Here is a 12,781-nt window from a genome sequence, read left to right on the forward strand (position 1 = left end):
CGCCGATGGGTGCTGCACCTGGACATGGATGCGTTCTTCGCCTCCGCCGAGCAACTGACTCGGCCCACACTCCGGGGACGCCCGGTTCTCGTCGGCGGAGCAGGCGGGCGAGGTGTGGTGGCGGGCTGCAGCTATCAGGCGCGTGCGTTCGGGGCCCGCTCGGCGATGCCGATGCATCAGGCGCGTCGACTGGTCGGTGCGAGTGCGGTCGTACTGCCGCCGCGGTTCCCGCTGTACTCCGAGCTGAGCAGACGTGCCTTCGAGGCGCTTCGGGTTCGGATGCCCGTTCTGGAACAGCTCTCGATCGACGAGGCCTTCGGTGAGCCGCCCGAACTGGCCGGCGGGACGGTGGCCGAGGTCGAGCGGTTCTGTGCCGACCTACGTGCTTTGGTGTTGGCCGAGACCGGTCTGGTGGCCTCGATCGGTGCCGGATCGGGAAAACAGATCGCCAAGATCGCGTCGGGCCTGGCGAAGCCCGACGGAATCACCGTCGTCGCTCCGGGGATACAGGCCGAGCTGATGGCTGATCTGCCGGTGCGAAAGCTGTGGGGGATCGGCCCGGTAGCCGGAGAACGGTTGCGGCGCTTGGGAATCGATACGATCGGCAAGTTCGTGGCTACCCCCGAATCCGAGGTGGCGTCGATTCTCGGTGCCACGATGGGGCCGAGCCTGCATCAGCTGGCGCGCGGCATCGACAACCGGGTGGTGGCCGAGCGCGCCGAGGCCAAGCAGGTCAGCGCCGAGACCACGTTCGCGCAGGATGTCATCTCGCTCGCTCAGCTACGGCCTGCCATCGAGGCGATCGTCGAGTCGACGCATCGCAGACTGCTGAAGGACGGTCGGGGAGCCAGGACGGTAGTGCTGAAGCTGCGCAAGTCCGACATGAGCATCATCACGAGATCGGCGACGTTGCCCTACGCGACCGTGGACAAGCACACCATCGTGGCCACCGCCCAGCGGCTGGCAGTCGATCCCGTCGACGTCGGACCGATCCGGCTGGTCGGCGTCGGTCTGGCCGGTCTGTCGGCCGTTCGGCAAGGATCGCTGTTCCCCGAGCTCGAACACGAACCGGTCGTGGACGTGGCAGCCGCGACGGAGGAGTCGGCGGCGCTGGTCGAGGCCGCCGCGGACGTCCTCGGTTCGGACGGCCCGCGGTGGCAGCCCGGCCTGGACGTCAGGCATCCTGAATTCGGTCATGGATGGGTCCAGGGTGCGGGGCATGCGGTGGTGACCGTACGATTCGAGACGCGCACCACCGGGCCGGGGACCGCGCGTACCTTCGCCGAATCTGACGAGAACCTGGTCGTCGCCGATGTTCTCGACAGCCTGAAGTGAGTTGTGGCAGAGCTGTGGAAACTCTGTGAGGTTTCACAGGTAGGCGTTACGGGTTGTGTCTCGACCGATCCGAACTGACATAGTGGACTCCGGTCCGAGACGACCACTACCCGCAACGACCGACGAGTCACAGAACGATCGAGACGTGACTCAGAGTGAAAAGGACAAGCACTTGAAGCTTCGCAACACCCGACGGGCAATGGTTGCCGGTATCGCCATCGCCGGCGCACTGACTATGACCGCCTGCAGCTCCGGTGGCGACGAAACACCGACCGCGACGACGTCGGCTGTCACCACCTCTGCTTCTGCTCCCGCTCCCGAGGGCGGCGCTTACCCGCCGGCACCCACGGTCGAGGAGCTCAATACCCAGCTCATGCGTGGACTGGATCCCAACGTCCCGGTCGAGGAGAAGGCGGCTCTGATCCAGGGCGCGTCCGAGGACCCGGATCTGATCAACCAGGTCGCCGCGGCTGCTGTGGCCAACAACGCTCAGATCGAGATCACCAGCATCGACGACCTCGGCACCGGAGTTCTCAACGCGGGAATCACCATCACCCTCAACGGGCAGGCCAACCCCGGCACATTCCAGTTCGTCCCCGAGGACGGCGTGTGGAAGCTCTCCAAGGAGAACGCCTGCGGCATCGTTTCGCTCGCGCAGCTGACCAGCCCGGCGTGCCCCGCACCCTGAGTCCTGCCGATCGTCTCTGACCGAATCCGAACTGCCGGTGACATCCCCCCCTGGGGAACATGTCACCGGCAGTTCTTCATTCGAAGGTTCGTGCCTGCTCAGGCGCTCGGCGAGGCTGTTCGAATGCGGTCTGCGGCGGCCTCGGCCACAGCCGTGACAGTCGCGGGTTCGAGTCCACTCTGATCCGAGACGACGATTTGTACGACGGTGGAATCGACCACGGCCACCACGACGTCGGAGATCAACGTGAATCCCTCGCTGCTGGTGGTGAGACGAATGGAAGCGGACGCATCGCCGATCTGCGGCTGCTCGCGGCCTGCCAACGCGTACTCGACACTCACCCCGTCCGCATCCGTGCCGGTGAACTCGGCGCATCCGGTCCACGCCTGCTGCACCGACGCAAACGCCTCTGCGGCTCCGGTCTCCGTGTAGCTCGCCGCGTCCTCGTCGATCGACGAGAAATTGGGACCTGAGAAGCGGGCCACCGCGGACGACGCCGCGCCGCCCAGTTGTTCCGAGACCGGGGCCAGTACGGCAGCACATCCGGCCGGGTCGGTACTGGACTTGTCGGGTGAATCGTAGTCGGGGGCCGGGTCCAGCCCCAGGTCTCGGACCGGATCCGGAATCGAGGAGAAGCCGTCCGGCAGGTCGCTCAGGCCCAGCATCGCTGCCGTCAGAACGCCGCTGTCGGTGATGGGCACGCCGAGCAGGGGATCGGGAGCGGCGACGGCTGCGGGTGCGGGTCCAGTGGCCTGCGATGGTTCGTCCGAGCTACATCCGGCGGCCGCGGCGAGTCCGACCAAAGACAGCCCGGCCAGAAGACGGGTCGCGGTTCGTGTCATCGGTCACCCCAGGTGATCGAATCTCCGACCGTCTGCCGCAGCACCGTCGTGCTGTCGGGGTCGGTGTACATCTGATCGCCGCCCGCGGAGATCGACCCACCGACGGGAAGTGGCTGCGTCAGATCGATGTCCAGGGTTCCCGAGCCGGTATAGGTGTACGACGCGATGTTCAGCGTGCCGGAATTGTCGGGGAGGTTCCACACCGAAGATTCGGGCGTCTGCGTGATCGCGACGTCCACGGTCGCCCGGTCGCCGTCGAGGGCTCGCAGCGTGACGGTGGTGCGTTGGTTCAGTGTGATTCCGCTCAGCACCTGCTGATCGATGGTCCACACGGCACCGACACCGACTTCGGCGTCGGGAAAGGCGACCGAGCGGTACACCGCGGCGTTGAACGAGCGCTCGATCGCTGCCCTGGCGGTATCGAGCGCGGCATCGGCCGGCGTGATGTGCAACGCAGTGATCGCTCCGGAATCGGTGGCCGCCAGCCGCGCCGTCGAGCCCTCCGACGCGGACAGTGCATCGGTCAGTCCCTCGTCGGGCGACGTGGCTGCCCCGATGGTCAAGTCGATCGACCGGGTCGCCCCGGTCGAGGCGTCCTCTTCCGATACGGCATCGGCCGTCGACGCGCTCAGAGGCACCGTCAGTTCGGGACTGGAGAAATCCTGCGCTGCACCGACGTCGATTTGTTGTTGGACGCTGGACGTGGTCGTGAGGTCTATGTTCTGCGCGTCCGATTCGGCCGTGTCGAACGCCAGCAACCGTCGTGGCTCGGTACCGGGGTCGACGACGGTGGTGGTCGTCGGCGTCACCGCGATCGTCACCTCGTTCGTGGACGCCGGCTGCTCGGCTGCGGGTTCGGCGTCGGTGCTCGAGCACCCCGCGAGCAGACCTACCGTGCAGCATGCAGCGAGAAACCCGGCACGGACTGAGTGGACGGTGCGGGAGCGATCGATCGACTTCACGGCCACCAGGCTACTGACAGCCCCACCGGTAGCCGTATCGCGCGACACGGATGAGTGTCCACCGCGGCCGATGCGCCATGATGGACGGGTGAGTGAAGACCGCGCCGACGACCCGACACCCGAGACCAGCGGTGTCTCGGCACCGAACGATACCGCGGCCCCGAAGGGGACCGACTCCGACAGCGCTGTCGCCAGGCCCGTGAAGCCACTGAAAACTCGACTGCTGATCGCCATCGCGGCGGTGATTCTGGTGTTCGATCTGGTGACCAAGATTCTGGTCGTGCACTTCGTTAAGCCCGGAAATCCGATCGAGATCGTCGGCGACGTGGTGACGTTGCGGTTGGTCCGCAACCCGGGTGCGGCGTTCTCCATGGCCACCGGCATGACCTGGTTGCTGACGGTGGTGGCCGTCGCGGTCGTCATCGGTGTGATCAAGATCGGTCGTACCTTGCGGTCACCATGGTGGGCGCTGGGATTGGGTCTGGTTCTCGGCGGCGCACTCGGCAACTTGATCGACCGCTTCTTTCGCGCCCCCGGTCCGTTCCAGGGCCACGTCGTCGACTTCGTCTCGGTGGGCTGGTGGCCGGTGTTCAATGTCGCCGACTCGTCCATCGTCTGTGGGGCGATTCTCCTCGTTGCGCTGAGCCTGTTCGGTTTCGAGCCGAACGGCGAACGGGTGACGAAGTCCGACGATCCGAAGACGGCCGACTCGTGAGGGAATCGCGTTCCATGCCGGTGCCCGACGGCTTGGACGGAATGCGGGTCGATGCCGGGCTCGCTCGATTGCTGGGGCTTTCGCGTACCGTCGCCGCAGCACTGGCCGAGGAGGGTTCCGTATCGGTCGACAGCGGTGCCGTCGGCAAGTCGGATCGTTTGGCTGCAGGTTCGTGGCTCGAAGTGACGCTGCCCGAGCCCGCGCGTGAGTTGACGATCGAAGCGGAACCGGTCGAGGGCATGGAGATTCTCTACGCCGACGACGACGTCGTGGCCGTGGACAAGCCCGTCGGTGTCGCTGCTCATGCCAGCGTGGGCTGGACCGGCCCGACCGTGATCGGTGGTCTGGCTGCTGCCGGGTTCCGAATCTCGACTTCGGGTGCGCACGAGCGGCAGGGCATCGTGCACCGCCTCGACGTCGGAACATCCGGGGTGATGGTGGTCGCGACGTCCGAGCGGGCGTACACCGTGCTCAAGCGCGCGTTCAAAGCGCGGACCATCGACAAGCGTTATCACGCTCTTGTGCAAGGACATCCGGATCCGAGCAGTGGAACCATCGATGCCCCGATCGGACGACACGGCAGCAACGACTGGAAGTTCGCTGTGCGCGCGGACGGCAAGCCGAGCGTGACCCACTACGACACCGTCGAGGCGTTCCAGGCCGCGAGTTTGCTGGACGTGCACCTGGAAACCGGCCGCACGCACCAGATTCGAGTGCACTTCTCGGCGCTGCGGCACCCGTGCTGCGGGGATCTGACCTACGGGGCCGATCCGCGGCTGGCCGAACGGTTGGGCCTCGAACGTCAGTGGCTGCACGCACGTTCGCTCGGCTTCGCGCATCCGTCCGACGGCCGCTGGGTGGAAATCGAGAGCAAGTATCCGGCCGACCTCGAACATGCCCTCGAGGTGCTACGGAAGGCGTGATGCGCGGATTCTCGGGCGTGGTCCGTCTCCTCGCCGCCGCCCTTCTGGTGGTCGGGGGCCTGGCCGTCGTCGGGCACCTGAACCCGCAACGCCAACTGGGTGTCGGTACCGACCGGCTCGGTCCGGACAGCGGTGAGCAGGTCACCGACTACCTGGCTCGTGCCGAGACGAGCCTGCTCGCCGACGATGCCGAACCCCGCTGGGGCTCTGTGTCGTTCGATCGCGAACTCACCGCCGAACAGGCCTATGCCGCCGCGAACGACGTGCGCATCTCGATGGTGCTCTTCCGGGTACCGCTCGATCGCGTGCAAACTCCGATACTCACGGTCGGCGTTCCGGGCAGTGAACGGTCGGTGCTGAACTCGACCGCACGCGCTGCCGGCCAGATCCAGGAATCGTTCGGCGCAGGGGACCGGCAGGCGCAGATAGAGGCCGTGTCGCAGCGCCGGCTGCTGGGCGGATGCGCGTGCGTGGTGACATTGGTGGTGCGGGGCACGCCGGCCGAGCTGAGCGAGGTGGCAGGCCGCGACGGAGTGCGAGCGGTGGAGGCGCTTCCGCCCGACGCGGTGTCCGGGAAGTTCGCCGTCGAGCCGTTGCTTCCGGAGTACGTCGACACCGTCGGACCGCTCCCGGACGACGGGCCGATTCCGACCGAATGAGGTCAACTCCAGTCTCGTTCGTCACACGCGTCACGTCCTCCCAGGACACACCGACAGCTACGAAAATTCTGTCGGTTCCACCGCTTAGAGTGAGTGCATTCGCGGCTCGTATTTTCGAAAACGCACGACCTTCAGGAGAGAACCTTCGTGGCCGATTCGTTCGTTCATCTGCACAACCACACCGAATATTCGATGCTCGACGGTGCCGCCAAGATCGGGGCCATGTTCGCCGAGGCGGCGCGGTTGGAGATGACGGCGGTCGGGATGACCGACCACGGCAACATGTACGGGGCCAGCGAGTTCTACAACGAGGCCAAGAAGGCCGGGATCAAGCCGATCATCGGTATCGAGGCCTACATCGCCCCGGAGTCGCGGTTCAACAAGAAGCGCGTGCTGTGGGGCGATCGGAGCCAGAAGTCCGACGACGTCTCCGGCAGCGGTGCGTACACGCACATGACGATGGTCGCCGAGAACGCCACCGGCGTCCGAAACCTGTTCAAGTTGTCGTCACTCGCGTCGATCGAGGGTCAGCTCGGCAAATGGGCGCGTATGGACGAGGAGATCATCGCCTCGCACGCAGAAGGCATCATCGCCACCACCGGATGCCCGTCAGGGGAGGTGCAGACTCGGCTTCGTCTCGGTCAGGAGCGCGAGGCACTCGAAGCTGCCGCCAAGTGGCAGGAGATCTGGGGACCGGACAATTTCTTCCTCGAACTGATGGACCACGGCCTGTCCATCGAGCGCCGCGTTCGCGAGGGCCTGCTCGACATCGGCAAGAAGCTCTCCATCCCGCCGTTGGCCACCAACGACTGCCACTACGTCACCAAGGACGCTGCCGAGAACCACGAGGCGCTGCTGTGCATTCAGACCGGTAAGACGCTGAGCGATCCCACCCGCTTCAAGTTCGACGGTGACGGCTACTACCTCAAGTCGGCCGCCGAGATGCGCGCACTGTGGGACGACCAGGTGCCCGGTGCCTGCGACAGCACGCTGCTCATCGCCGAGCGAGTCCAGCCGTACGACGAGGTGTGGGCGCACCGAGACCGGATGCCCATCTTCCCGGTTCCCGAGGGTCATACCCAGGGCACCTGGTTGCGTCACGAGGTCATGACCGGGCTCGAGCGTCGGTTCCCCGACGGCCCGGCCGAGGACTACCTCGCGCGGGCCGAGTACGAGATCAAGGTCATCCTCGAGATGGGCTTCCCGGCCTACTTCCTCGTGGTCGGCGACCTGATCAACCACGCCAAGGCCGTCGGCATTCGCGTCGGGCCGGGCCGAGGCTCGGCCGCTGGATCGCTGGTCGCGTACGCCATGGGCATCACCAATATCGACCCGCTGCCGCACGGTCTGCTGTTCGAGCGATTCCTCAACCCCGAGCGCGTGTCGATGCCCGATATCGATATCGACTTCGACGATCGTCGCCGCGGCGAGATGGTTCGCTACGCCACCGAGAAGTGGGGCAGCGATCGTGTCGCCCAGGTGATCACGTTCGGCACCATCAAGACCAAGGCCGCCATCAAGGACTCCGCGCGTGTGCAGTTCGGCCAGCCCGGTTTCGGCATCGCCGATCAGATCACCAAGGCGCTGCCGCCGCCCATCATGGCCAAGGACATTTCGGTAGCGGGCATCACCGACCCCGCGCACGAGCGCTACAAGGAAGCCGTCGAGGTTCGAGCGCTCATCGACTCGAATCCCGACGTCGCGACCATCTACAAGACGGCCAAGGGCCTCGAAGGCCTGATCCGTAACGCAGGCGTACACGCCTGCGCGGTCATCATGTCCTCGGAGCCGCTCACCGACGCCATTCCGGTGTGGAAGCGCGCACAGGACGGCGCAATCATCACCGGCTGGGACTACCCGTCGTGCGAGGCCATCGGCCTGCTCAAGATGGACTTCCTCGGCCTGCGCAACCTCACCGTCATCGGTGACGCGATCGACAACATCAAGGCCAACCGCGGAATAGATATCGACCTCGACGCTCTGCCGCTCGACGATCCGGCGACCTTCGACTTGCTGTCGCGCGGAGACACTCTCGGCGTCTTCCAGCTCGACGGCAGCGCCATGCGAGACCTGCTCCGCCGCATGCAGCCCACCGGCTTCGAGGACATCGTCGCAGTTCTCGCTCTGTACCGCCCGGGTCCGATGGGCATGAACTCGCACAACGACTATGCCGACCGCAAGAACGGTCGACAAGAGGTCAAGCCGATTCACCCCGAGCTCGAAGAGCCACTCAAGGTGATTCTCGGTGAGACGTACGGCCTGGTGGTCTACCAGGAGCAGATCATGCAGCTGGCGCAGAAGGTCGCCGGCTACACCCTCGGCCAAGCCGACCTGCTGCGTCGCGCCATGGGTAAGAAGAAGCTCTCCGAGCTCGAGAAGGCGTACGCCGGGTTCCGGCAGGGTATGTTGGACAACGGTTTCTCCGAGGCGGCCATCAAGGCACTGTGGGACACCGTGCTGCCGTTCGCCGGCTACGCGTTCAACAAGTCGCACTCGGCGGGCTACGGCCTGGTGTCGTACTGGACGGCCTACCTCAAGGCGAACTACCCGGCCGAGTACATGGCCGGCCTGCTCACCAGCGTCGGCGACGACAAGGACAAGGCTGCGATCTATCTTGCCGACTGCCGCAAGCTCGGCATCACCGTGCTGCCTCCCGACGTCAACGAATCCGAGCTGAACTTCGCGTCGGTCGGCAAAGACATTCGGTTCGGCCTCGGTGCGGTGCGCAACGTGGGCACCAACGTGGTCGCCTCGATCATCAGGGCGCGATCGGAGAAGTCGAAGTACACCGATTTCTCGGACTACCTGGGCAAGATCGACGCCATCGCGTGCAGCAAGAAGGTCACCGAATCTCTCATCAAGGCAGGCGCTTTCGACTCGCTCGACCATCCGCGCAAGGGCCTGATGCTCATTCACGCCGACGCGATCGACGCAGTGATGGGCACCAAGAAAGCCGAGGCGATAGGTCAGTTCGATCTGTTCGGCGGCGAGGACGCCGACGAGTCCATCTCGGCAGTGTTCAACGTGCGGGTGCCCGACGAGGAGTGGGAATCCAAGCACCGGCTCGCCCTCGAACGCGAGATGCTCGGCCTGTACGTCTCCGGACACCCGCTCCTGGGCGTCGAACACATGCTCGCCGCGAAGTCCGACTGCAACATCCCGACCATTCTCGAAGGTGACATCAAGGACGGCACTCAGGTCACCGTCGGCGGAATTCTGGCCTCGGTCAACCGGCGGATCAACAAGAACGGTCTGACGTGGGCGTCGGCTCAGCTCGAGGATCTGGCCGGTGGTATCGAAGTGCTGTTCTTCCCGCAGGCGTACTCGGTGTTCGGTGCCGATGTCACCGAGGACTCGGTGGTACTCGTCAAGGGTCGGGTGTCGGTGCGCGACGACCGGGTCTCCTTGATCGCGAACGACCTTGCGGTGCCCGATCTTTCGGCGATCGGTATCGACAAGCCGCTCGCGGTCAGTTTGCCGACGCGGCTGTGCACGGCGGACAAGGTCGGAGCCCTCAAACGAGTCCTGTCCAGCCACCCGGGAACCTCGGATGTGCACCTTCGGTTGGTCAGCGGCGACAAGATCACCACGATGAAGCTGGACGACAGTCTCCGCGTCACGCCGACATCGGCGCTGATGGGAGACCTGAAGGCGCTACTGGGACCCGGCTGCCTGACCGGGTGACGCAGGTGCCGTCGGGTGTAGCTCGGTAAGGCGCAGCGTCCACCAGGCCGCGACGGCAAGTGCAGCACCGGCGAGTACCGCTGCGTGCAGCGAGCCGGCAAGGACGAGTGTCGCAACGAACACGAACGATCCCAGCGCGAGGGCTTCGAGTTTGTAGACCGGCCACGCGATTCCCGCCACGTCGACGCTGCGCAGGGCGGTGGGTCGATGGCTCATGCGGGTGCTCGTGAAGGTCATCGCGTTCTCCTCTGCTGCGCCGGGTGTGGTGATGATTCGGGTGTCCGGTGCGCGAAGTTCAGACTATACCCATCGAAAGATTCGGTCCACCGAACTTGACCGTCGGACCAGGCAATGTCGTCGATCTCGTAGCGTCACGCGCCCGGGAGGTGTTCACTGAAAACCATGCCATTGACAGGAGAATACGAACCGAGTTCATCCGACTGGGCCCGTGAGCAGGCCGAGCGTTACGAGAACTCCGGCGGGACCGAAGGCACGACGATGAACGGGATGCCGGTCGTGTTGCTGACCACCAAGGGGAACAAGAGCGGCAAGCTGCGCAAGTCGCCGTTGATGAGGGTCGAGCACGACGGCGAGTACGCCATCGTGGCCTCTCTGGGCGGAGCCCCCAAGCATCCCGTCTGGTATCACAACGTCAAAGCTGAGCCGCTCGTCGAGTTGCAGGACGGAACCGAGAAGCACGACTACGTCGCTCGCGAGGTGACCGGCGACGAGAAGGCCGTGTGGTGGGAACGCTCGGTGGCGGCCTACCCCGATTACGCGGACTACCAGAAGAAGACCGATCGCGAGATTCCCGTCTTCGTTCTCGCGCGCGTCTGAAGGCGGTTGGGGGCGCGTCTGCCCACTCGTTATTCGGATGCCCACCTGTCCAGCTGGGTATCCGAATATTCGGTGGGCACACGCTGAAGATCAGCACCGGTCGGCGCTCACCCGGTCCCGAGTTGGGGACCGTTCCACGCTGGTGGCAGCATGTGCTGGTGTCTTCATCCCCTGACCTCGCCACCCAGCACCCATCGTCGGTAGCGGTCACCGCTGCCGATATCGATGCAGCTGCGGTGCGAATTTCGTCGGTGGTGGCTGCCACACCCCTGCAGTTGTGCGAGCGGTTGTCTGCGGAGACCGGTGCGAGTGTCTACCTCAAGCGCGAGGACCTGCAGATCGTGCGGTCGTACAAGATTCGTGGTGCCTACAATCTGATGGACCAGCTGACCGATGCCGAGCGGGCTGTCGGCGTGGTCACCGCGAGCGCGGGCAACCACGCTCAGGGAGTGGCGTTCGCGTGTCGCTCGATGCAGGTGCACGGTCGCATCTACGTTCCGGCGAACACCCCCAAGCAGAAACGCGACCGAATCCGCGTGCACGGCGGTGACTTCGTGGAGCTCATCGTCATCGGCGACACGTTCGATGCCGCGGCAGCTGCCGCAGCCGCCGATGTCGCCCGCACCGGTGCCACCATGGTGCCGCCGTTCGACGATCCGCGAACCGTGGCCGGGCAGGGAACCATCGCGGCCGAGATGATCGATCAACTGGGCGGGGCACCCGATGTCGTCGTGATGCCCGTCGGCGGAGGCGGATGCATCGCCGGCATCTCCAGTTACCTCCGTGAGCGCGCACCACAGACGTCTCTGGTGGGTGTCGAACCGTCCGGTGCCGCGTCCATGACCGCCGCGCTGATCGCCGGTGGTCCGGTGACGCTCTCCGAGATCGATCCGTTCGTCGACGGGGCTGCCGTCCGCCGCATCGGCGACGTGCCGTACGCGGCGTTGCAGTCGCTCGGTGCCACGGTGGTGTCCCACGCTTCGTTGCCGCTGATCACCGCGCCGGTGTTCGACAGTTCCGGCCCCGGTGCATTTCTGATCACCCAGATCGACGAGGGCGCGGTCTGTACCGCAATGCTCGAGCTGTACCAGAACGAGGGCGTCATCGCCGAGCCTGCAGGCGCGTTGGCCGTTGCAGCGCTCGAGCATCTCGACATCGCGCCGGGAAGCACCGTCGTGTGTTTGGTGTCCGGCGGCAACAACGACGTCTCTCGCTACGGCGAAATTCTCGAGCGATCGCTCGTTCATCTGGGCCTCAAGCACTACTTTCTGGTGGACTTTCCGCAGGAGCCCGGCGCTCTACGTCGTTTTCTCGACGAGGTGCTCGGGCCCGAGGACGACATCACGTTGTTCGAGTACGTCAAGCGCAACAACCGGGAGACGGGTGCCGCGCTCGTCGGTATTCAACTCGGCGCAGCTGACGGCCTTTCTTCGCTTCTCGAGCGGATGAGGTCATCGCACCTGCAGGTGGAGCAGCTGGAGCCGGGTTCTCCGGTGTACCGCTACTTGACCTGAGTCAGCGACCGAGCAGGCGGTCGACGACGCGTTTGTGCAGTTCGGGGTCCACGGCCGGTAGATCGAGCACGGCACCGAGGTAGATCCCGTCGCCGACAAGTCGGATGATTTCGGCCTGGACCGGATCGTCGATCTCCGTGCGTAAGCCCTCGTCCCACTGCTGCATCATGTCGGTGACGGCGTCTTGCACCTCGCCCGCATTCCCGTCGACGCTGCGCAGTGCCGCCAGTGTGGAGCGATACAGCGCGATTTCCTTCTCCGAGATGAGATCGGGTGGCTGCAGATACCATTCCGCCACGGAGGTGCCACCCTCGGCGGCGTCGGCGCGCTGTTGATCGGCCTGAACGGCGAGCCGCCGGACCATGGCAGCAACCAGGGCGTCCTTGGTCTTGAAGTGATACAGCAAGCCGCCCTTCGATACCCCGGCGGCTGCGGCGACGCTGTCCAGAGTCACTTTGGTCATACCGTGCTCGAGGAGAAGCGTCTCGAGTGAATCGAGAATTCGGTCGCGGGTATCCGATGACATGAAAGTCACTTTACCGGCTGGACGGTTAGGAGTACTCTCGTTCACTGTACCGGCTGGACGGTTGGTGCGAGTGGACGCTACGGACCCGGTCATGGC

The 12,781-nt window shown here is 65.2% G+C and carries 12 protein-coding genes; 8 read left to right on the forward strand and 4 right to left on the reverse strand.

What is annotated here, in order from left to right; translation table 11 throughout:
* The first annotated feature begins 24 nt into the window (after positions 1-24).
* Positions 25-1,335 (forward strand): DNA polymerase IV, encoded by a 1,311-nt coding sequence (locus ASG84_RS06210; protein WP_057476244.1) that lies wholly within the window; start codon positions 25-27, stop codon positions 1,333-1,335.
* A 199-nt stretch (positions 1,336-1,534) separates the two neighbouring features.
* Positions 1,535-2,023: a hypothetical protein gene (locus tag ASG84_RS06215; RefSeq protein ID WP_200936516.1), complete on the forward strand. Its 489-nt coding sequence runs from the start codon at positions 1,535-1,537 to the stop codon at positions 2,021-2,023.
* 98 nt (positions 2,024-2,121) lie between these two features.
* On the opposite strand, the gene ASG84_RS06220 is transcribed toward ASG84_RS06215, so the two are convergent.
* A complete protein-coding gene (locus ASG84_RS06220) occupies positions 2,122-2,865 on the reverse strand; it encodes a sensor domain-containing protein (protein ID WP_057476127.1) in 744 nt (247 codons plus the stop codon).
* Positions 2,862-3,827 (reverse strand): hypothetical protein, encoded by a 966-nt coding sequence (locus ASG84_RS06225; protein ID WP_235581556.1) that lies wholly within the window; start codon positions 3,825-3,827, stop codon positions 2,862-2,864. Before ASG84_RS06225 ends, ASG84_RS06220 begins: the two co-directional genes overlap by 4 nt.
* A 70-nt stretch (positions 3,828-3,897) precedes the next feature.
* Between ASG84_RS06225 and lspA the strand changes: the two genes are divergently transcribed.
* From lspA to dnaE, 4 genes are all read left to right on the forward strand, one after another.
* A complete protein-coding gene (gene lspA, locus ASG84_RS06230; RefSeq protein ID WP_200936514.1) occupies positions 3,898-4,542 on the forward strand; it encodes a signal peptidase II in 645 nt (214 codons plus the stop codon).
* Entirely contained in the window at positions 4,539-5,465 is a 927-nt protein-coding gene (locus tag ASG84_RS06235) for an RluA family pseudouridine synthase (protein WP_057476129.1), read from the forward strand. The genes lspA and ASG84_RS06235 overlap by 4 nt, the downstream gene beginning before the upstream one ends.
* A complete protein-coding gene (locus tag ASG84_RS06240; protein ID WP_057476130.1) occupies positions 5,465-6,124 on the forward strand; it encodes a hypothetical protein in 660 nt (219 codons plus the stop codon). Before ASG84_RS06235 ends, ASG84_RS06240 begins: the two co-directional genes overlap by 1 nt.
* A gap of 147 nt (positions 6,125-6,271) precedes the next feature.
* Positions 6,272-9,808 (forward strand): DNA polymerase III subunit alpha, encoded by a 3,537-nt coding sequence (dnaE, locus tag ASG84_RS06245; RefSeq protein ID WP_057476131.1) that lies wholly within the window; start codon positions 6,272-6,274, stop codon positions 9,806-9,808.
* On the opposite strand, the gene ASG84_RS06250 is transcribed toward dnaE, so the two are convergent.
* Positions 9,779-10,045 carry a hypothetical protein gene (locus ASG84_RS06250; protein ID WP_057476132.1) on the reverse strand — a complete coding sequence of 89 codons (267 nt, stop codon included), beginning with the start codon at positions 10,043-10,045 and terminating at the stop codon, positions 9,779-9,781. The two genes, dnaE and ASG84_RS06250, sit on opposite strands and share 30 nt — an antisense overlap.
* Before the next feature lie 165 nt (positions 10,046-10,210).
* Here ASG84_RS06250 and ASG84_RS06255 point away from each other — a divergent pair, with 165 nt between their 5' ends.
* A complete protein-coding gene (locus tag ASG84_RS06255) occupies positions 10,211-10,645 on the forward strand; it encodes a nitroreductase family deazaflavin-dependent oxidoreductase (RefSeq protein WP_032379532.1) in 435 nt (144 codons plus the stop codon).
* A gap of 158 nt (positions 10,646-10,803) precedes the next feature.
* On the forward strand, positions 10,804-12,159 hold the full coding sequence (ilvA, locus tag ASG84_RS06260) for a threonine ammonia-lyase IlvA (protein WP_057476247.1): 1,356 nt from the start codon (positions 10,804-10,806) through the stop codon (positions 12,157-12,159).
* A gap of 1 nt (position 12,160) precedes the next feature.
* Here ilvA and ASG84_RS06265 read toward each other — a convergent pair whose 3' ends face one another.
* Positions 12,161-12,685: a TetR/AcrR family transcriptional regulator gene (locus tag ASG84_RS06265; RefSeq protein WP_057476248.1), complete on the reverse strand. Its 525-nt coding sequence runs from the start codon at positions 12,683-12,685 to the stop codon at positions 12,161-12,163.
* Between the last annotated feature and the right edge of the window lie 96 nt (positions 12,686-12,781).

The organism is Rhodococcus sp. Leaf278, from assembly GCF_001426085.1.
In the GTDB taxonomy this organism is placed as follows: domain Bacteria; phylum Actinomycetota; class Actinomycetes; order Mycobacteriales; family Mycobacteriaceae; genus Rhodococcoides.

Excerpts from the sequence above, each read along its gene's own strand:
- ASG84_RS06255 (WP_032379532.1), top strand. The coding sequence starts at position 10,211 with ATGCCATTGACAGGAGAATACGAACCGAGTTCATCCGACTGGGCCCGT.
- ASG84_RS06215 (WP_200936516.1), top strand. The coding sequence starts at position 1,535 with ATGGTTGCCGGTATCGCCATCGCCGGCGCACTGACTATGACCGCCTGC.
- ASG84_RS06265 (WP_057476248.1), bottom strand. The coding sequence starts at position 12,685 with ATGTCATCGGATACCCGCGACCGAATTCTCGATTCACTCGAGACGCTT.
- ASG84_RS06220 (WP_057476127.1), bottom strand. The coding sequence starts at position 2,865 with ATGACACGAACCGCGACCCGTCTTCTGGCCGGGCTGTCTTTGGTCGGA.
- ASG84_RS06210 (WP_057476244.1), top strand. The coding sequence starts at position 25 with ATGGATGCGTTCTTCGCCTCCGCCGAGCAACTGACTCGGCCCACACTC.
- ASG84_RS06250 (WP_057476132.1), bottom strand. The coding sequence starts at position 10,045 with ATGACCTTCACGAGCACCCGCATGAGCCATCGACCCACCGCCCTGCGC.
- lspA (WP_200936514.1), top strand. The coding sequence starts at position 3,898 with ATGCGCCATGATGGACGGGTGAGTGAAGACCGCGCCGACGACCCGACA.
- ASG84_RS06240 (WP_057476130.1), top strand. The coding sequence starts at position 5,465 with ATGCGCGGATTCTCGGGCGTGGTCCGTCTCCTCGCCGCCGCCCTTCTG.